The 17,176-nt window shown below is 68.4% G+C and carries 21 protein-coding genes; 11 read left to right on the top strand and 10 right to left on the bottom strand.

Annotated elements, in window-relative coordinates; genetic code table 11:
• Window positions 1-619: 619 nt before the first annotated feature.
• A complete protein-coding gene (locus tag G3M62_RS15560; RefSeq protein WP_165188505.1) occupies window positions 620-814 on the top strand; it encodes a hypothetical protein in 195 nt (64 codons plus the stop codon).
• Window positions 815-871: 57 nt separating this feature from the next.
• Here G3M62_RS15560 and G3M62_RS15555 read toward each other — a convergent pair whose 3' ends face one another.
• Window positions 872-1,363, bottom strand: coding sequence for a 3D domain-containing protein (locus tag G3M62_RS15555; RefSeq protein ID WP_165188503.1), 492 nt, complete (start codon window positions 1,361-1,363; stop codon window positions 872-874).
• 362 nt (window positions 1,364-1,725) lie between these two features.
• Between G3M62_RS15555 and G3M62_RS15550 the strand changes: the two genes are divergently transcribed.
• On the top strand, window positions 1,726-2,769 hold the full coding sequence (locus G3M62_RS15550) for a phospholipase C/P1 nuclease family protein (RefSeq protein WP_165188501.1): 1,044 nt from the start codon (window positions 1,726-1,728) through the stop codon (window positions 2,767-2,769).
• Window positions 2,770-2,773: 4 nt separating this feature from the next.
• Window positions 2,774-3,220, top strand: coding sequence for an NUDIX domain-containing protein (locus G3M62_RS15545; protein WP_165188499.1), 447 nt, complete (start codon window positions 2,774-2,776; stop codon window positions 3,218-3,220).
• A gap of 3 nt (window positions 3,221-3,223) precedes the next feature.
• On the opposite strand, the gene G3M62_RS15540 is transcribed toward G3M62_RS15545, so the two are convergent.
• Window positions 3,224-3,544: a hypothetical protein gene (locus G3M62_RS15540; protein WP_165188497.1), complete on the bottom strand. Its 321-nt coding sequence runs from the start codon at window positions 3,542-3,544 to the stop codon at window positions 3,224-3,226.
• A gap of 100 nt (window positions 3,545-3,644) precedes the next feature.
• Between G3M62_RS15540 and G3M62_RS15535 the strand changes: the two genes are divergently transcribed.
• The 3 genes from G3M62_RS15535 (at window position 3,645) to G3M62_RS15525 (ending at window position 4,993) form a co-directional block, all read left to right on the top strand.
• On the top strand, window positions 3,645-4,004 hold the full coding sequence (locus tag G3M62_RS15535) for a (2Fe-2S) ferredoxin domain-containing protein (RefSeq protein ID WP_165188494.1): 360 nt from the start codon (window positions 3,645-3,647) through the stop codon (window positions 4,002-4,004).
• A gap of 93 nt (window positions 4,005-4,097) precedes the next feature.
• On the top strand, window positions 4,098-4,445 hold the full coding sequence (locus G3M62_RS15530; protein ID WP_425483789.1) for a GIY-YIG nuclease family protein: 348 nt from the start codon (window positions 4,098-4,100) through the stop codon (window positions 4,443-4,445).
• Window positions 4,442-4,993: a DUF2239 family protein gene (locus G3M62_RS15525; RefSeq protein ID WP_165188492.1), complete on the top strand. Its 552-nt coding sequence runs from the start codon at window positions 4,442-4,444 to the stop codon at window positions 4,991-4,993. Before G3M62_RS15530 ends, G3M62_RS15525 begins: the two co-directional genes overlap by 4 nt.
• Here G3M62_RS15525 and G3M62_RS15520 read toward each other — a convergent pair.
• Both G3M62_RS15520 and G3M62_RS15515 read right to left on the bottom strand, forming a co-directional pair.
• A complete protein-coding gene (locus G3M62_RS15520; protein WP_165188490.1) occupies window positions 4,990-6,042 on the bottom strand; it encodes a ThuA domain-containing protein in 1,053 nt (350 codons plus the stop codon). The two genes, G3M62_RS15525 and G3M62_RS15520, sit on opposite strands and share 4 nt — an antisense overlap.
• Window positions 6,043-6,045: 3 nt before the next feature.
• Window positions 6,046-6,441, bottom strand: coding sequence for a VOC family protein (locus tag G3M62_RS15515; RefSeq protein WP_165188488.1), 396 nt, complete (start codon window positions 6,439-6,441; stop codon window positions 6,046-6,048).
• Window positions 6,442-6,573: 132 nt separating this feature from the next.
• Between G3M62_RS15515 and G3M62_RS15510 the strand changes: the two genes are divergently transcribed.
• Window positions 6,574-7,071, top strand: coding sequence for a PepSY-like domain-containing protein (locus tag G3M62_RS15510; RefSeq protein ID WP_246263295.1), 498 nt, complete (start codon window positions 6,574-6,576; stop codon window positions 7,069-7,071).
• Window positions 7,072-7,075: 4 nt separating this feature from the next.
• Here the strand turns inward: G3M62_RS15510 and G3M62_RS15505 are convergent, their stop codons facing one another.
• Window positions 7,076-7,909, bottom strand: a complete 834-nt coding sequence (locus G3M62_RS15505; protein ID WP_165188486.1) for a flagellin — start codon at window positions 7,907-7,909, stop codon at window positions 7,076-7,078.
• A 116-nt stretch (window positions 7,910-8,025) separates the two neighbouring features.
• A complete protein-coding gene (locus tag G3M62_RS15500; protein ID WP_165188484.1) occupies window positions 8,026-9,030 on the bottom strand; it encodes an SDR family oxidoreductase in 1,005 nt (334 codons plus the stop codon).
• 131 nt (window positions 9,031-9,161) lie between these two features.
• Between G3M62_RS15500 and G3M62_RS15495 the strand changes: the two genes are divergently transcribed.
• Complete coding sequence (locus G3M62_RS15495) at window positions 9,162-10,538, top strand: MATE family efflux transporter (RefSeq protein WP_165188482.1); 1,377 nt, start codon at window positions 9,162-9,164, stop codon at window positions 10,536-10,538.
• A 30-nt stretch (window positions 10,539-10,568) separates the two neighbouring features.
• Here the strand turns inward: G3M62_RS15495 and G3M62_RS15490 are convergent, their stop codons facing one another.
• Window positions 10,569-11,468, bottom strand: coding sequence for a cobalamin biosynthesis protein CbiG (locus G3M62_RS15490; protein WP_165188480.1), 900 nt, complete (start codon window positions 11,466-11,468; stop codon window positions 10,569-10,571).
• Window positions 11,469-11,560: 92 nt separating this feature from the next.
• Window positions 11,561-13,582, bottom strand: a complete 2,022-nt coding sequence (mdoH, locus tag G3M62_RS15485) for a glucans biosynthesis glucosyltransferase MdoH (protein ID WP_165188478.1) — start codon at window positions 13,580-13,582, stop codon at window positions 11,561-11,563.
• 439 nt (window positions 13,583-14,021) lie between these two features.
• Between mdoH and G3M62_RS26545 the strand changes: the two genes are divergently transcribed.
• The 3 genes from G3M62_RS26545 (at window position 14,022) to G3M62_RS15470 (ending at window position 15,267) form a co-directional block, all read left to right on the top strand.
• Entirely contained in the window at window positions 14,022-14,222 is a 201-nt protein-coding gene (locus G3M62_RS26545; RefSeq protein WP_246263294.1) for a copper-binding protein, read from the top strand.
• 78 nt (window positions 14,223-14,300) lie between these two features.
• Window positions 14,301-14,609, top strand: coding sequence for a hypothetical protein (locus G3M62_RS15475; RefSeq protein WP_165188476.1), 309 nt, complete (start codon window positions 14,301-14,303; stop codon window positions 14,607-14,609).
• A gap of 241 nt (window positions 14,610-14,850) precedes the next feature.
• Window positions 14,851-15,267 (top strand): RcnB family protein, encoded by a 417-nt coding sequence (locus G3M62_RS15470; RefSeq protein ID WP_165188474.1) that lies wholly within the window; start codon window positions 14,851-14,853, stop codon window positions 15,265-15,267.
• Between the two features lie 45 nt (window positions 15,268-15,312).
• Here G3M62_RS15470 and G3M62_RS15465 read toward each other — a convergent pair whose 3' ends face one another.
• Together G3M62_RS15465 and G3M62_RS15460 are read right to left on the bottom strand one after the other, a co-directional pair.
• Window positions 15,313-16,530, bottom strand: a complete 1,218-nt coding sequence (locus tag G3M62_RS15465; protein WP_165188472.1) for an RtcB family protein — start codon at window positions 16,528-16,530, stop codon at window positions 15,313-15,315.
• A 336-nt stretch (window positions 16,531-16,866) separates the two neighbouring features.
• Window positions 16,867-17,169: an EF-hand domain-containing protein gene (locus G3M62_RS15460; protein ID WP_165188470.1), complete on the bottom strand. Its 303-nt coding sequence runs from the start codon at window positions 17,167-17,169 to the stop codon at window positions 16,867-16,869.
• Window positions 17,170-17,176 lie beyond the last annotated feature (7 nt).

The following is a 17,176-nucleotide window of genomic DNA, read 5'->3' as shown; positions in this document are numbered from 1 at the left end:
GGCGGCGTAGCCGCTCTCGCGTAAACCGCCTGGACGCCGTCTGATCGCGAGCCCGAAAACCTTATCCGCGTCGCTCCCATTGTCTTTCCTCAGCGAAATCAAAGCCGAAATTCGGCCTGTCCTCGCCCTCTCGCGCCCACGGCATAATCAGCTCACCACAAGGCGATGGGGAGGGCGCTAAGGCCTGCGACCTTCGCGGCCTTGGGGTGCGGTCGAGCGGGCGTGCTCGTCGGCGGCGGTTCTGCAAGGAGCCGCCAACCTCATCCATCTGGTGCCGGCCGGGCCTGGAACACAGATACGGCGTTGGATGAGGGCCGGCGAGGCGACAGGCTTGCGGTGACGCAGGCGTTCCGGGACCGGGCCACGCGAGCCCGGCCCGCCCGTCGGGGGCTAAGACTGGCGAGGTCCGAACAGGGCCGATCGCCGGGCGCTCCCGGATAACGATCGCGCGGAGCGTCGGTCCTGGTCGAAACGGTATTTCGTCAAACAGCTTCCGGGCCTGGCCCGGCGCTCCGCAGCCCTCCCCGTCCCTTCAGCGGCTTTCCGCGTGAGGCGGCCAAGCCGTGTCTAGAGTTGGGGACACGCCCATGAGCATGTCCCCTCCGCGAAAGGAGATGTCATGCCTCGATCCAAGACCCGCGCCCGTATCCGCGCCGCGCGTCCGCCCGTTCCCGACAGCGCCGACCCGATGGATGATGACAGCGGGCGCACTGCCGCGCGGATGAACTATCTTCGCCGCAGCATCAGTCGGCGGCTGCGTGTGGCGGCGGCGGCCCGGGCCGCCGCGTCGCGGCGCGATGAAGAGGGGATCTAGATCGTGGGGGTCTTTGATCGCTGCGGAGCGGGCATCCGGTCCGCGCTTCGGCCGGGACTATTCCGGCGGGCAGCCCTTGAACTCGCCGACCTTGGTCACCGAGAGGGTCGAGAGGTTCAGGTCCATCAGGGGCTTCATCGACGAAGCGCCCTGGCCGCTGAACAGGTCCAGCTTGTTGCCCTTGATGGCGCCGCCGATGTCGGAGGCGTACCAGTAGCCGTCGTGCTTTTCGCCATTCGGCATCGGCAGGCCGACGGTTTCCTTGATGAACACCACGGTGCGGCGCGGGATCACGGCCTTGTCGACCGCCAGGGTGCGCATGGCCACCACCTTGCAGCCCAGGCTGTCGAGGGCGCGGATGCCCTTGGCGCCGGCGTGGTAGAGCGTGGCCTTCATCTTGTATTCGACCGAGCCGGGCATCGTGCCCGTCAGGGCGCCGGTGATCAGGTCACCCAGCGGATCGGACTTGGAGTCCGAGTCGGCGGCCAGGGCGGGGAGGGCGATGGACATGGCCGCGACGGCCAGAAATCCCGCAAACGTGCGTCGCATCGAGGGGTTCCTCTTATCGGCGTAGAGTGTCGGTCGGCGGCCTGATTACTAAGATCACGGCCCCGTGACAACCCACCTGGAGGCGACCGGACGTCGCGCCGCACCCTTAGCGGCGGCGCGAGGCGCCATCGTTTGAAGCGCGATTTGGTTCCTTCGCGAGCGCAATCCCTGGCCATACAAGGGGTTGCATGCTGACGCTCGCTGGCTCGCGCGACGCGCGCTGGCGGTCGCGGCGCGGGTGGCATAAACCGGAGTCGCCCACGGCTTTTGGGGCGATGCGCGCGTCTTGGGCAGGTCCTGGGGACCTGAACGAGTCGCGGAATCGCCAAGCCGTCGCGGTCGCCAGTTTCGTTGGAGCGCGCATGAAGCCGTCTACTCGTCCCCTTGGTCGCCTGTTCGCCAGCGCCGCGCTGGTCGTCGCCTTGGCCGCCCCCGCCAGCTCGGCTTTCGCCTGGGGCGCGTGGGGCCACCGCATGGTCGGCGTCGTCGCCGCCGAGAGCTTCCCCAGCGACCTGCCGGCCTTCCTGCGCACGCCCGAGGCGGTGGCCGCGATCGGCGAATACGCCCGCGAGCCGGACCGCTGGAAGGGCTCGGGCAAGCTCCACGACACCGACCGCGACGCCGCCCACTTCCTCGACGTCGACGACGAGGGCAAGATGTACGGCGGGCCGAAGTTCACGGTGGAGACCTTGCCGCCCACCCGCGCCGACTACGAGAAAGCGTTGGCGGCCGTCGGCCACGATAGCTGGAACGCCGGCTACCTGCCGTATTCGATCATCGACGGCTACCAGCAGCTGGTGAAGGACTTCACCTACTGGCGCATCCTGCAGGCGGTCTCCAAGACCGAGAAGGACAAGACCAAGAAGGCCTATTACGTCGCCGATCTGAAGCGACGCCAGGAGCTGCTGGTCCGCGACCTGGGCGTCTGGGCCCACTATGTCGGCGACGCCAGCCAGCCGCTGCATCTGTCGGTGCACTACAATGGCTGGGGCGATTACCCCAATCCGAACGGCTACACCCAGAGCCGGGCCACGCACGGCAGCTTCGAGGGCCCGCTGGTCAAGGCGGTGGCCGTCGACGCCGACGTCAGGAAGCTGGTGCCGGCCTACAAGGACTGCGCCTGCACGATCGAGCAGCGGACGGTTGGCTATCTGTCCACGACGGTGACCTTCGTCGAGCCGCTCTACACGCTGGAAAAGGAAGGCGGCCTGGTCGCCACGGATCCGCGCGCCAAGGCCTTCGTCGACGAGCGCCTGGCGGCCGGAGCGACCCAGCTGCGCGACATGGTCGTCGACGCCTGGAAGGCCAGCGCCACGGGCAAGATCGGCTACCGTCCTGAGATCACGGTCGACGATATCGTCTCGGGCAAGGCCGATCCGTGGAACGACCTCTACGGCAAGGACTGATCCCTTGCAGGCGTTCGACGCGCCCGAGCCTGGGCTGGAATACAAGCACCGCTGGGCCGCCTTCGGCATCGCCGAGGGCGTCAACGGGACGATCGCCCTGGTCGAGGTCCGCAAGCCCGGACGGCCGCCGTATTTCGACCTGCCGGGCGGGGCGGTCGACGCCGGCGAGGACGAGACCGCGGCAGTGATCCGCGAGTTCGGCGAGGAGACGGGCCTTGTCGTCGAGGTCGGGGCGCGGGTGATCGAGGTCAGCCAGCCGTTCCTGAAGTCCGACGGCCAGCCGGTGTGCAACAACGGCGGGATCTATGTCGTGACGGTGGTCGGCGAGACGCCGGCGCTGAAGGTCGAGGACGACCACACCCTGGTGTGGCTGGACCCGCGCGACGCCGTGGTCGCCCTGCGCCACGACGCCCATGCCTGGGCGGTGGCGGCCTGGCTGCGGCGGGGCTGAGCCCTATTTCACCAGCGCCTTGGCCTTGTCCGGCGCGACCTGGTCGAAGATCATCCGCAGGTGCTGGTCCTTGGCGTGGTCGTTGTGAAGGTCCCAGGCCAGGGACACTGGCAGGCGCAGGCGGCCGCCGTCGGCCAGCTTGGCCACCAGCACGCGCCAGGAAAAGCCGTCGCCGGGATCGCCTAGGGGGTCCTTGAACTCCAGCGGCGCCGGATCGCGCAGGCGGAAGACGCGGCCTTCATGCGCCTCGAACCAGGCGATATCGGCCTGGGCGACGGGGTCGATAGCGGGGGCGACGACCTTGCCCTTGAGATTACGAGCCATGAGGGCCTCCAGCGTGGACCGGGGTCTCTAGCGCCTTTGGCAAGACCTTGCCATCGGCGGCTTTCGTCCCATGTCGAGGGGGTAACCCAGGCAGGATCCCGTGAGTCACGATAAGCCCTTCAAGCGCGCCCGTTCCGACTGGACCGAGGTCGTCCTGGTCTGCCGAAAATGCTCGAAGAAGCTGGGCGGCGGCTTCGGCGAGAATGGCGACCAGCGTCTGGCCAAGGCGTTGCGCAAGCAGGTCGGCGGCAAGGGGCGCAAGGCCAGGGTCGGGGTGATCGAGGTCGGCTGCTTCGACATCTGTCCCAAGAACGCGGTCGTGGCGGTCAAGGCTTCGAACCCTGGCGATTGGGTGGTCGTGCCGCGCGGCGCGTCGACCCGGGCCGTGACCGAGCGGCTGGGACTGGCTGACGCGGATGGGGACGCACACTCAGTCCCAGGTCTCGCCAAGATCGCATAGGCCTTGCCGTGAGTGCGGTCGCCGGCTTCGTCGCGGACGCTAAATATACCCGGGTAATATTGACTCCATAAAATACCCGGATAAAAAGCGCTCATGGAAACGATGAACGATCGGCGCGCCCTGATGCGCGCCTACAGGGAGCGCAAGGTCGAGGCGGGGATCTACGCCATCCGCTGCGCCACGACCGGTGAGGTCTGGATCGGCGGCACGCCCGACCTGTCCACCCGTCAGAGCGGCGTCTGGTTCGCCCTGCGCACGGGCGGCCACACCAGCCGCACCTTGCAGGAGGCCTGGAACGCGCATGGCGAGGCGGCCTTCGCCTTCGAGGTGCTGGAGGTGCTCGACGACGAAGGGCTGGAACGGCTGGGCCGGGCGTCGCTGCTGGTCGAGCGCCGCGAGCACTGGCGCACGACCTTGCACGCCGAGGGGCTGCGGCGATGAGCGGCTATGTGGTGTTCGAGGGCGACCACCGCCTCGCGGCCGGCCCCAAGCTGGACGTGGTGGTCGCCGCTCAGGCGCGCCTGGCCGAAGCCCCCGAAGCTTCGCTGCTGATCTTCGATCCCGAGGGGCGCCAGGTCGATTTCGATCTGCGCGGCGGCCCTTGGGACATCGCCCTGCGTCTGGGGGAGGGCGAAGCCGCGCCGCGCGGCCGGGGACGTCCGAAGCTGGGCGTCACGGCGCGCGAGGTGACCCTGCTGCCGCGTCATTGGGAATGGTTGGCCGCTCAGCCTGGCGGGGCGTCGGTCGCTTTGCGCAAGCTGGTCGAGGCCGCCCGCCGCGAGAGCGAGGGTCCCGACCGTCGCCGGGCCGCCCGCGACGCGGCCTACCGCTTCGCCTCGGTCATGGCCGGCGATCGCCCGGGCTTCGAGGCCATGAGCCGGGCGCTGTTCGCCGGGGACGCGGCGGGCTTTTCCGAGCGGATCGCCGAATGGCCGGCGGATATCGCGGAGCACCTCCGGGGGCTGGCGGCGGAGGCGTTCGAGGCCTAGCGGGCGCCGCCTCGCGTCAGCACATCCGCCAGCACCGCCTTGTAGGCCGTGTCGAACGGCGCCCGATCGCTGTCGGGCTTGGCGGGGTAGACCGCGCGCAGGTCGGCGATGCGCTGGGCGGTCGCGGCCTGCCAGGTCGGATCCATCTTCAGCAGCCGGCCGATGATCGCCTGGTCGTCGCGACCCTCGACCGGCTCATAGGCCAGCAGCGCCTTCACCTGCCACAGGAACTGGCGCAGCGTGTCCGGCGTCGCGCGGCCGTCGGCGCGCCGGCCCGTCCACAGCACGGCCTCGACGATCTGGTGGCGGAAGCGCGGGTCGTCCCAGGTCGAGGGCGTGTGGCCCAGGTTGGTGAAGAACAGCCGGCCGCGGCCGATCTCGCGCGCCCAGGCGATCGGCACGGCGTAGGGCCGTTTCACCGACGTGCCCGCGAAGTCCAGGGTCTGCAGCACTCGCACCTTGGTCGGGTCGAAGTCGCTGTGCTGGTAGATCTCTTCGGCATAGTCGAAGCTGAGCGGCCACATGGCGACCAGGGGCAGGTCGGGATCCAGGGTCTCGACGCGGATCGGCGTGCCCTGCGTCCAGGGATGGCCCGCGAACTTGCCGTCGATGAAGCGGGTGTAGGTCTCGCCGGGGCCGTCATAGGGCCAGGCGGTGTCGGTGGCGCTGTGGACGCCAACGAAGCCCAGCTTGCCGGCCGCCACCCGCTGCTGAATCGCGGCCCAGGCCTCGGGCGAGATCGGCAGGGCGCCGGTGGTGTAGAACACCAGCACGTCGACGCGCTCCAGGCGCTGGGGCGTGATCTCGCGCGCGTCCTGGGTGACCTCGGTGGTGAAGGCGCCGCTTTCCTGGCCGATGGCGGTCAACGCCGCCTCGGAAGGCGCGAGGCCGCCGTCGGCGGGGCGAGCCACGGGCGCATGCTTCCAGCCGACCGACTGGTCCAGATACAGCACGCGCAACGGCGCCGGCTTGGCCAGGGCGGGGGCGGCGGTCAGGGCCGCGAAGGCGACCAAGGGGGCGATCAGCAGCAGGGCGAGGAGGCGACGCATGGATCAGGCCTTGGTCTTGGGTTGCAGCAGGTCCCAGCGGTTGCCGTAGAGATCCTCGAACACGGCCACGCTGCCATAGACCTCGTGCCGCGGCTCCTCGAGAAACTTCACGCCGGCGGCGCTCAGCCGCGCGTGGTCGGCCTCGAAGGCGTCGGTGTGCAGGAACAGCCAGACCCGGCCGGCGCCCTGGCCACCGATCAGCGCCGTCTGCTGGTCGTCGCCGGCCTTGGCCAGCAGGAACCGCGTGCCCGCCGCGCCGGGCGCGACCACGACCCAGCGCTTGCCGCCGCCCAGTTCGCTGTCCTCGACCAGGGAAAAGCCCATTTTCCCGACATAGAAGGCCAGGGCCTCGTCATAGTCGCGGACGAGCAGGGACAGGAGGGCGAGGTGCTGGGCCATGGGGACTCACTCGATGATGTCCTTGCTTAGCACGAGGCGGCCCGGCGCAATGGTGGCGCATCGGGTTACGATGTTCCGTGTCGAGCGGGGTCATGCTACCGGTGTCATAACGAGAATTCTGGGAGAACCGTCATGCCGCGCTCGATCCTGACGCTAGCCTTCGCCCTGGCGGCCTCGACCGCTGTCGCGGGCGTCCCCGAAACCAAGATCACCCCCGTCGTCGCCGCCGACCTGCCGCCCGCCGTGGTCGCGGTGGTCACCGCCGCCGCGCCCGGCCTGAAGATCAGGCAGGCCGAGTTCAAGGAGCGTGCGGACCGCCGCTACTACGACGTCGAGGGCCTGTTGCCGGACGGCGCCGAGATCGAGTTCGACCTCCTGCAGGTCGGCGAGGCCTGGAAGATCGTCGAGACCCAGCGCGACATCGCCTGGACCGCCACGCCCCAGCCGGTGCGCGACGCCGCCATCAAGGCCGTTCCCAACATCGCGCCCGTGCGGGTGATCGAGAGCACCGAGGACGACGGACAGGTAATCTACGAGCTGTTCGCCGAGGGCCAGCCCAAGGCGCCGTCCCTGGAGGTCAGCTGGAAGGGCGGGAGGGCCACGGTCCTCGCCGAGGCCTGGCCGCACTAGCGGTTCAGCCGCCGAACAGCTTCAGCAGGTAGCTGGGCGCCGAATTGGCGATGCTCAGCGACTTGATCGCCAGTTGCTGCTTGATCTGCAGGGCCTGAAGCTTTGTGGCCTCCTTGGCCATGTCGGCGTCGACCAGGCGTCCGACCGAGGCGTCCAGCGTGTCCTGCAGCTTGTCGATGAAGCTCATGTGGGTTTCGAGCGCGAACGAGCCGGTGCCCAGATGCGCCAGGGCGGCGGTCACATTGTCGATCGCGCCGCCCATCGCCTTGATCTCGGCGGCGCTGATCGGCGCGCCCAACAGGTCGGCGCGCATGCCCGAGAGGGCCGCGCCGGTGGTCGACAGGTCCACGTGGTCGACGTCGATGGTGTCGGTGGCGTCGGCGTTGGCCAGGGCGCGGATCTGACCCGTGCTGCCCGACGAGATCAGGCTGACGCCGTTGAAGTCGGCCGCGCCCACCGTGCGGTCGATCTGGCGCTTCAGATTCAGGTAGTCGTCGTTCAACGCCTTGCGGCTGGCGGTGGACAGGCTGGTGTCGGAGGCCGCCAGCATCTTCTCGCGCATCTGGCCCAGGATGTCGGTCACTGTCTCGCCGGCCGCCAGGGCGACGTCGGTGATGGACTGGCCGCGTTGCAGCGAGGCGCGCACGGCGTCCAGCGACTTGGACTCCGCGCGCTGGTTCTGGGCGATGGCCCAGACGGCGGGATTGTCCTTGGGGCTGGAGATCGCCAGGCCGGTGGCGATGTGGCGCAGGGTATCGGACAGGTCGCGGTTGATCGCGTTCAACGATTGGAGGGCGATCATCGCCCCGACATTGGTGTTGATGCTGTTGAACGACATCGACGTCCGGTTTCCAGGATCGGCCGCGAAGCCGAGAGCGCGTTTTGCGCTTGTCGGACAACCTAAACGCTTGCGCTTAGCGGTTCGTTAGCGCGTGAGGTTAAGGGCGAACGCTCCTAACCCCCATTGTACCCGCCAATGATGGGCAGCACTTCGCCGGTGATGTAGCTCGACGTCTGGGGCGAGGCCAGGAACACGTAGGCGGGGGCGATCTCCTCGGGCTGGGCCGGGCGCTTCATAGGGGTCTTGCCGCCAAACTGGGCCACGTCCGGTCCCAGCTTGTCGGCCGGGTTCAGCGGGGTCCAGACCGGGCCGGGGGCCACGGCGTTGACCCGGATGCCCTTGTCGATCAGGTGGGTGGCCAGAGAGCGCGTGAAGGCGTGGATGCCGCCCTTGGTCAGGGAATAGTCCAGCAGGTCCTTGTTGCCGAGCAGGCCGGTGACCGAGCCGGTGTTGACGATCGCCCCGCCCGGCGGGATCATCTTCACCGCCGCCTGGGCCATGTGGAAATAGCCGTAGAGGTTGGTCTTCAGGGTGCGATCGAAATGGGCCTCGGTCAGGTCCTCGAAGTCGAGCACGTGTTCCTGGAAGGCGGCGTTGTTGACCAGGATGTCCAGCTTGCCCAGTTCCTTGACCGTGCGGTCGACGGCAGCCTTGGCGTAGGCGGGATCGGCCACGTCGCCGGGCAGCAGGATGGCGCGGCGGCCTTCCTGCTCGACGGCCATGCGGGTGAGGTTGGCGTCCTCTTCCTCGTCCAGATAAGCGATGGCGACGTCGGCCCCCTCGCGCGCGAACAGCACGGCCACGGCCCGGCCGATGCCGCTGTCGGCGCCGGTGATCAATGCGACCTTGCCCTCCAGCTTGCCCGAGCCCTTGTAGAACGGCGCGTCGTACATCGGAGCCGGGTTCAGCCGGGCCTCGACCCCGGGCTTGGCTTGATGCTGCTCCGGAAACGGCGGGGCCGGGTAGGGGCGGGCGCCGGCCTGCATGGCGGGCTTGTCGTCTTCCTCGGGCTTGAAGCTGCGCTTTTCCTTGGCGTCCAGCGGCGTCTGGATGTCGCGCTCGGCCTGCGACGCGCGGCCGGCGGCGGGTTCGAATTCCGGGGTTTGCACGTCTGGCATCGCGAGCTCCTGAAGACTGAGACCTCCAAACCGGCGGGGCGGCGGGATGTTCCAAGCGTCAGCATCCGGCCAGGGGTTGCCCAAAGCGTGGGCATCGGTCACCTTCCCCGCCTCTTTGAAAGGCCTATCCGATGTCGCGTTCCGCGGCCGCGCCGGCTCCCCGCCCTGGGAAGCCGCACGGCGTCATTGTCTCCGATCTGATCGAACTGCTGCGCCTGGCCGGGCCGGTGGTGCTGTCGCGCCTGGGCATCATGGTCATGGGCCTGACCGACGCCATCGTGGTGGGTCACTTCTCGGCCCAGCAACTTGGTTTCCACGCCATGGCCTGGGCGCCGACCTCGATCTTCGTGACCGTGACGGTGGGCCTGCTGGTCGGGACCCAGGTAATGGGCTCGCGAGCCATGGGGGCGGGACGACCGCACGAGGCCGGCGCCGTGCTGCGCCGGGGCGTGATCTACGCGTTCTGGCTGGGTCTGGCGGGCTCGGTGCTGCTGGTCCTGGCCGCGCCGCCGCTGCTGCACCACGCCGGCATCGGCAAGGCCTTGGCCGACGGGGCGACCGCGCCGCTGATCGTCTTCTCGCTGTCAATGACGCCCTACGCCCTGAGCGTGGCCCTGAGCTTCTGGCTCGAGGGCCTGGGGCGACCTGGCCTGGTCACCGTCAACATGTGGGTCGCCAACCTGGTGAACCTGGCCGTCAACCTGCTGCTGGTCCCGGGGACCTTCGGCCTGCCGGCCCTGGGCGCGGTGGGCGCGGCCTGGGGCACCTTCGTGGCGCGCACCGTCTTCGCCCTGATGCTGGTGGTGGTGATCGCGCGCCTGAAGGACGCCCGGGCCATGGGCGTGTTCGACAAGGCTCCGAACGATCCCGCCGCCGCCAAGGAACAACGCCGGGTCGGCTACGGGGCAGGAACGTCCAACCTGTTCGAGGTCTCGGCCTTCGCCGGCATGAGCCTTGTGGCCGGATGGCTGGGCGGGCTGAACGTGGCCGCCTGGGCGGTGGTGCTGAACGTGGCGGCGGTGATCTTCATGGTGCCGCTGGGCCTGTCGACCGCCACGGCCGTGCAGGTGGGCCGGGCCTATGGCGCGCGCGACTCCAAGGGCATGAGCCGTGCGGGCTGGATCGCCTTCGGCGTCACCGCCGTTTTCGCGCTGGTGGTGACGGTGCTGCTCTATCCGCTGCGCCATGTCGTCGGCGGGGCCTACACCAACGACCCGGCCGCCCTGGCCCTGATCGCCCCGGCCCTGGCCCTGACCTGCCTGTTCCTGGTGCCCGACGCCGTGCAGGTGGTCTGCGCCCAGGCTCTGCGGGCGCGAGGCGAGGTCTGGATCCCGGCCGGCACCCACATGATCAGCTACGCCCTGATCATGGGGCCCCTGGCCTGGTGGCTGGCCCTGCCGATGAAGCTGGGCGTCAACGGCATCGTGGTGTCGGTGATCGTCACCAGCTTCGTGGCGGCGGCGTTCCTGCTGGGGCGGTACCGGATGCTGGATCTGAAGGAGCGGTGATCGCTTCCTTCTCCCGCAACGGGAGAAGGATCAGGACGTCCCGAGGATCCAGCCTTCTTCGGTCTCTGCTTCGGCGACAACGGTCTCGGCCGTTCCTTTCGGAGGCCCGAACAGCGCGGCCAGCTTGCCGGCCTCGTCCAGCTTGGCGAAATGCTCGGCCAGGGCGCGCACTTGGGCGGCGTCCTTGACCTCGCCGGCGGCGGGGACGGCCTTGATCAGCGAGGGATAGACCTCGGCGATCACCACCTGCACGCCTTCGAGGTCGGCCTCGGTCAGGGCCTTGAAGCCGGTCTCGAACGGCCAGACGCGGGCGGCGTCGCCGCGGGCGTCCTTCAGGCGGCGGGCGGCCGGAATGCCCATGATCGCCTGGCCGCCGACCGAGCCGTTGTAATAGAGCTTCCAGATCGAGTGGGCGCCCTTGGCGGCGACGTCGGCGTGGCGGAACTCCGGCAGGTCGTCGGGACCGTGCTCGCGGGTCTTCTTGGGCTGCAGCGTCGTCAGGGTGTCCTTGGGCGGCACGCCCCAGAACGGGAACGGACCGCCGGTCAGCCGACGGTTCAACTCCGAGCCGACGCCGAAGCGGTTGTTGGTGTTGTCGGCCTTGTCCTTGACCATCTTGTTGAGCTGGTCCCAGACCGCGCGCCAGGGATGCTCGCCCTTCAGGGCCAGGGCCTGGGAGAAGCCGCGCGGGAAGCCCAGCGGGAAGTCGAAGCCGACCAGGGCGCGCTCGCCCCGCTTCTTCAGGTCGTCCAGGATCGCGGCCAGCTTGGTCTCGGCTTCCTGGCGGGTGGCCGGGTTGAAGGTCTCGAAGGTCAGCCGGAAGCGCACGTCGCGCTTCATCACGCCGATCCACACGGAGTCCGCCCCTGTGGTCGGCTTGGCCGCCGCGCTCCAGTCGACGATCACATAGGCGCTGAAGAGGCGCGACACGGCGGACGCTCCGTTGAGGTTGAACGAAGCGCGCTTCTACTCTGGCCGGACGCGTGCGGCCAGATGCTATGGGCTTCTAAGCGCTTAAGCGATCAGGCCGCGTTCTGTTCCGCCGGTTGCTCGATGATCGCGGTCGGCGCGGGCCGGCGGCTGAACCAGCGGGCGGGAGGCTCGCAGACCGGGCCCAGGGCCGCGCGGACGATGGCCGGCGGACGGCGCTCTTCCGGAGTCATGAACAGGCCGTTGGCCTTGACGCCCAGGCCGGCGATCTTGTGGGCGCCCAGCATGGTCAGCGGCACGGCCAGGATCAGGCCGGCCAGGATCGGCATGGTGGCGGTCAGCAGGTCGGGCGTGAACCAGAAGGCCACGGCCAGGACCAGGCCGGCGACGCTGATCCAGCCCATGGCCGCGAAGGCCTCCTTGCCGGTGACCTTGTCGGCGTCGCGGCGCTGGGTGGCCCAGCCGCCGACCTTGCCGGCCAGGATCTCGATCAGGGCGCGGGTCTGGGTGAACATCAGCATCGGGGCGACCAGGGCCGAGAGCAGCATCTCGACCAGCAAGCCGGCCAGGATCCGGCGGCGACCGCCGAAGCCCTTGATCTCGTGCTTGCGCGAGAACACCAGGATCGAGCCCAGGATCTTGGGGCCGAACAGCAGCACGAAGGTGATGATCATCGCCCAGGCCGTGGCCTGGATCTCGCGCCAGTCGATCAGGGCGTGGGCTGCGGCCTGCAGGTCGGCCATGGTGAAGGCGGCCTTCTTCAGCTCGGGCATCAGCATGCGCGAGATGATCCCCGACGACAGGGCTACGAACCACAGCGGCGAGAGCACATAGCTCAGCACGCCGATCACCAGGTGCAGGCGGCTCATCCAATGCAGGCCGGGCAGGCCGACCAGCGGGATGTGCTGCACGTTGCCCCGGCACCAGCGGCGGTCGCGGGTGGCGAAGTCCAGCAGGTTGGAGGGGCTCTCTTCGTATGAACCGCCCAGATAGGGGGCCAGGTGCACGCCCCAGCCGCCGCGGCGCAGCAGGGCGCTTTCCAGGGCGTCGTGGCTCATCACCTCGCCGCCGAACGGCTTGGGGCCGTCCAGGCTGGGCAGGCCGCAGGTTTCGGCGAAGGCCTTGGTGCGGACGATGGCGTTGTGGCCCCAGAAGCTGCTTTCCGAACCCGACCACCAGGCCAGGCCCGTCCAGGCGACGCGGCCGTAAAGGCGCGTGGCGAACTGCAGGGTGCGGGCGAAGATCGTCTGGCCGTTGATGATCATCGGCATGGTCTGGATCAGGCCCACGCGCGGATGACGCTCCATGGCGTCGGCCAGGCGAACCATGGCCTCGCCGGTCATCAGGCTGTCGGCGTCCAGCACCAGCATGTGTTCGTAGTCGCCGCCCCAGCGGGCCACCCAGTCGGCGATGTTGCCGGCCTTGCGGCCCTTGTTCTCGGTGCGCTTGCGATAGAAGACGTGGCTGTTGGCCTCGCGGCGGAAGCGGGCGAAGCAGGCCTGCTCGGCCAGGGCCACGGCGGCGTCGCGCGTGTCGCTGAGGATGAAGATGTCGAAGGCGCGGCTATTGCCGGTCTCGTGCAGCGAGGCGTCCATGGCGCGCAGGCGGGCGAACACCTCGGCGGCGTCCTCGTTGTGCACCGGCATCAGGATCGCCGTGCGGGCCTTGGGCTTGGGCATGGGCGAGGACGCGCTGTCGTCGATGCCCAGCGGGTCCTTGGGCTTGCCCAGCAGCACCACGAAGCCGACCACGGCGGTGCAGAACCACAGGGCCAGGGCCAGGAACAGCGGGGCCAGCAGGGTCAGGCAGACGGCTTCCAGGCGCGTCACGCCGCCCAGGGCGATGGTGTCGTAGGTGGCCTTCCAGCCGGCGAAGGCCATGATCGCGGTGGCGACGAACACGCCCCAGCGGCGCAGGGTGAGGTTCTCCCAAAGGGTGTTATTGGGCGCGGTGGCGGCCGGCTTGGCCTCGCCCTGCCAGAAGGCCAGCGGCTGGACCGGCATGGCCAGGGGCGCGTCGACAGGGATCTCGACCCGATCGTGCGAGGAGATCACCGTCTCAAAGGCGACGCTCCGCGAGGAGGTCAGGTCGAAGAAAGCGCCGCGTTCGCTCATCAGGTCCGTCTCGGGCTGTCCGGCCGTCTGAAGGCCGGGCCTCTCCGAAGGGGGCTTCGAGCGGCGCAGGACCGGCTTCACGGGACGCGCCATGACCGGCTAAGGTCGGACGGGTTCAGCGGGACGGTCTGGCGTGTCTCGACGACCGGCGTGGAGAGCCGCCGGTTCTCTTAGAGTAAAACTTCGATCACAAAATCGCTACCACAATCGCCGTGCTTTTCGCACTTGCGGCAAAAAACCTTGTATGAATGACGGGTTCGGATCGTTTGGCTGACGCGTGAATTTCGTTAACATCATGAAAATAAACATTATTTCGTCTATCGTTTTGGTATCCGTGCTTGCCGCGTGCGGTCCGGGTAAGTCGGCAAAAACCGCTTCGGAAGCGCCCGCGGCCGTTGCGGCGGCGGTTCCGACAGGTCCGGAATACGACTCAATCGGCGTGATCGCGGCCTTGAATGGCCAGGCGGTAACGCTCGATCACGAGGGCGCGAGCGCGGCCAAGCTGGCGGCCGGCCGCACCGTGTTCCAGGGCTATGGCGACATCCTGGCCGAGGCGCCGCTGACGCCCGGCGCCCGCGTGGCGTTCAAATTCCACAAGGTCGGCGACGCCTGGGACCTGGTCGAGCTGAAGGCTCGCTAGGCCTAGGCCAGCAAGCCTTGGCGATGGAACGCGATGTCGACCGGAGCCGTTGATCGGGTCCAACCCAAGGACATCATCATGGCTGACACCATCGTGCCGCAAGACGGCTCGCAACCCGGCGTGCTGGGCGATTTCTCCCAGGCCCAGGATCTGGGCCAGCCCGGCCATCCCGAGGATCGGGTCTCCGAGACCGACGTCAAGGAAGCCTTCCAGACCGAAGAGACGCCGACCAGCCGCAAGGTCGAGCCGCTGCCTGACGGCGAAAAGCCCGACCACCTGGCCGACCATCTCGACCAGGCCGAGGATCGCCAGGAAGCCCTGATCGACGAAAGCCTGGAGGAAAGCTTCCCGGCCAGCGATCCGCCCAGCGCCAAGCACATCACCTGACCCGAGGCGCGGGCTCGCCCGCAACCCTACACTTTATTTCCAGATCGCAACTTAGAGGCGGGGCGGCAACCAAACGGCCCAGCTTTGGTCACCGCATTACGTGATTGCGGTCACATGGTGTCGCTAGGGTGAACCTTGGCCGTGGCTGGCGTTCAGTCACGGCTCAAACGCCGCAGCGCATAACCGAAACGTCGAGACGAGGTCGTCAAGCGGGCGGCCCGCCGGCAAGGAGACAAGAGCCATGAAGAAGTTTCTGACCGCCGCGGTCGCGTTGTCCATCGTGGCTTCGGCCGGCGTCGCCAGCGCGCAACCGGGTCCTCAGCGCCCCGACCAGCACCAGCAGCAAGGCCCGGGCCGTCATGACGACGACCGTCATGACCAGCGCGGCGACAACAACAACTACGAGCGCAACGCTTCCAAGCGCTACAAGGCCCCCAGCCGCTATCAGCCGCCGCGCGGCTATCAGGCGCGCCAGTGGCATCGCGGCGACAAGCTGCCGAGCGCCTATCGCGGCAAGGCCTACACGGTCGACTACCGCCACTACGGCCTGAGCGCCCCGCCGCGCGGCTATCAATACGTCCGCGTCAACAACGACGTGGTCCTGACCGCGGTCGCCACCGGCGTCGTCGCCTCGGTGATCTACCAGCTGTTCCAATAGTCCCAACGCGAAACGCCGTCCGGTCGCGAGACCGGACGGCGTCCGCTAGCCCTTGACGCAAACGACCTGGCGCAGCGTGTGGACGATGTCCACCAAGTCGCTCTGGGCGGCCATGACGGCGTCGATGTCCTTGTAGGCCATCGGCGTTTCGTCGATCACGTCGGCGTCCTTGCGGCACTCGACGCCGGCGGTGGCGGCCACGTGGTCGGCGATCGTGAACCGGCGCTTGGCTTCGTTCCGGCTCATCGCCCGTCCGGCGCCGTGCGAGCACGTGCAGAACGAGTCCGGGTTGCCCCGGCCGCGCACGATGAACGACTTGGCGCCCATCGAGCCCGGGATGATCCCCAGCTCTCCGTCCTTGGCCGACACCGCGCCCTTCCGGGTCAGGTAGACGTCCTTGCCGAAGTGCTTTTCCCGCGACACGTAGTTGTGGTGGCAGTTCACCGCATGCTGCGTGGTCACGAGATCCGGGAAGGTCCGCTTCAGCACCGACAGCACCTGGTCCATCATCACCTCGCGGTTGGCCAAGGCGTACTTCTGCGCCCAGGACACGGCCCGGACGTAGTCGATGAAGCCTTCGCTGCCTTCGGCGAAGTAGGCCAGGTCCTCGTCGGGCAGGTTGATGTACCAGCGCCGCATTTCGTACTTGGCCCGCTCGATGAAGTAGGTCCCGAAGCGGTTGCCGACGCCCCGCGAGCCCGAGTGCAGCATCACCCAGACGTCGCCGGCCTCGTCGAGACACAGCTCTACGAAGTGGTTGCCGGTGCCCAGCGTGCCCAGGTGGCCATAGCCGCGTTGGTGAGCCGCCTTCGGGTGCCGGGCCACGACGTCGTCGTAGCCGGCCTTCAGGCCCGCCCACTTCTCGGCCGCGACCGCCGGAGGCTCCGACTGCCAGGCGCCCTTGTCGTTGCGCCCGCCGTTGTCGGTCCGGCCGTGCGGCACCGCCGCCTCTATGTCCGAGCGGATCCCGAACAGGTTGTCGGGCAGGTGCTCGGCGCGGATCGAGGTGCGCACCGCCATCATGCCGCAGCCGATGTCGACGCCCACGGCGGCCGGGATGATCGCCCCCTTGGTGGGGATCACCGAGCCGACCGTCGCGCCCATCCCCCAGTGCACGTCGGGCATCACCGCCACGTGCTTGTGGATGAAGGGCAGGGCGGCGACGTTTCGCAGCTGCTTGAGGGCGGAGTCCTCGATGGGTACGCCATGGGTCCACGCCTTGATCGGCGCGCCGTCGCTTTCGATGTGTGTGAAGCCGCTCATGGGCTTCTCCTTTTCCAAACCGCCCCTCCTGGCGACTTGGTCGGAGAACTTCCCGCACAAAACGAAGAAACCCCTCCGGCCAGGCCAGGAGGGGCTCCTACGAACATCCCGAGTTCAGACGAACCCTAGACCGGAACCCCTACCGACGCGCACGCGCCCATCCGTTCGACCTGGCGGTCAAACTGATTGGTTGCGGGCAGATAGGTTGGGGCTTTGTGCGCCACGGGTCTCTTCCTTACGGGAGGCGGACGATTACAGCGTTCGCCCAAGCCTGGGAAGTGGTGAAATTCAAGGTTGCGGGAAGCGTGACCTTAAAGCCACGCTTCCGTGATGGCCCTAGTGGTCCGCCGGCGGCGGGGTCTGCGGGGCGTCGCCCTGTTGCTGACGGCGGGCCTTCATCTTCGACATGGCGGTGGTGAGTTCCTCCACGGTGATCTTGCCGTCGCCGTCGGCGTCGACCTGGGCGAAGCGCTCTTCCTTGCGGCCGGCGGCGACCCATTCGGCCTTGTCGACGACGCCGTCGGCGTTCTTGTCCCAGGCCTTGTGGATCTTGTCGGGCGACGGCATCTGGGCCATCGCCGAGCCGGCGGCGAGGGTCGCGAGGGTGGTCAGAGCGAGAGCGGCGATCTTGCGGCGCATAGGTGTT

The organism is Caulobacter soli (genome assembly GCF_011045195.1).
Lineage (GTDB): Bacteria > Pseudomonadota > Alphaproteobacteria > Caulobacterales > Caulobacteraceae > Caulobacter > Caulobacter soli.
This window is presented reverse-complemented; position numbering and strand designations above follow the sequence as displayed.

What these genes read in the sequence shown, in the direction of transcription:
- G3M62_RS15560 (WP_165188505.1), top strand. Translation starts at nt 620, where the DNA reads ATGCCTCGATCCAAGACCCGCGCCCGTATCCGCGCCGCGCGTCCGCCC.
- G3M62_RS15555 (WP_165188503.1), bottom strand. Translation starts at nt 1,363, where the DNA reads ATGCGACGCACGTTTGCGGGATTTCTGGCCGTCGCGGCCATGTCCATC.
- G3M62_RS15550 (WP_165188501.1), top strand. Translation starts at nt 1,726, where the DNA reads ATGAAGCCGTCTACTCGTCCCCTTGGTCGCCTGTTCGCCAGCGCCGCG.
- G3M62_RS15540 (WP_165188497.1), bottom strand. Translation starts at nt 3,544, where the DNA reads ATGGCTCGTAATCTCAAGGGCAAGGTCGTCGCCCCCGCTATCGACCCC.
- G3M62_RS15530 (WP_425483789.1), top strand. Translation starts at nt 4,098, where the DNA reads ATGGAAACGATGAACGATCGGCGCGCCCTGATGCGCGCCTACAGGGAG.
- G3M62_RS15525 (WP_165188492.1), top strand. Translation starts at nt 4,442, where the DNA reads ATGAGCGGCTATGTGGTGTTCGAGGGCGACCACCGCCTCGCGGCCGGC.
- G3M62_RS15520 (WP_165188490.1), bottom strand. Translation starts at nt 6,042, where the DNA reads ATGCGTCGCCTCCTCGCCCTGCTGCTGATCGCCCCCTTGGTCGCCTTC.
- G3M62_RS15515 (WP_165188488.1), bottom strand. Translation starts at nt 6,441, where the DNA reads ATGGCCCAGCACCTCGCCCTCCTGTCCCTGCTCGTCCGCGACTATGAC.
- G3M62_RS15510 (WP_246263295.1), top strand. Translation starts at nt 6,574, where the DNA reads ATGCCGCGCTCGATCCTGACGCTAGCCTTCGCCCTGGCGGCCTCGACC.
- G3M62_RS15505 (WP_165188486.1), bottom strand. Translation starts at nt 7,909, where the DNA reads ATGTCGTTCAACAGCATCAACACCAATGTCGGGGCGATGATCGCCCTC.
- G3M62_RS15500 (WP_165188484.1), bottom strand. Translation starts at nt 9,030, where the DNA reads ATGCCAGACGTGCAAACCCCGGAATTCGAACCCGCCGCCGGCCGCGCG.
- G3M62_RS15495 (WP_165188482.1), top strand. Translation starts at nt 9,162, where the DNA reads ATGTCGCGTTCCGCGGCCGCGCCGGCTCCCCGCCCTGGGAAGCCGCAC.
- mdoH (WP_165188478.1), bottom strand. Translation starts at nt 13,582, where the DNA reads ATGAGCGAACGCGGCGCTTTCTTCGACCTGACCTCCTCGCGGAGCGTC.
- G3M62_RS15475 (WP_165188476.1), top strand. Translation starts at nt 14,301, where the DNA reads ATGGCTGACACCATCGTGCCGCAAGACGGCTCGCAACCCGGCGTGCTG.
- G3M62_RS15470 (WP_165188474.1), top strand. Translation starts at nt 14,851, where the DNA reads ATGAAGAAGTTTCTGACCGCCGCGGTCGCGTTGTCCATCGTGGCTTCG.
- G3M62_RS15465 (WP_165188472.1), bottom strand. Translation starts at nt 16,530, where the DNA reads ATGAGCGGCTTCACACACATCGAAAGCGACGGCGCGCCGATCAAGGCG.
- G3M62_RS15460 (WP_165188470.1), bottom strand. Translation starts at nt 17,169, where the DNA reads ATGCGCCGCAAGATCGCCGCTCTCGCTCTGACCACCCTCGCGACCCTC.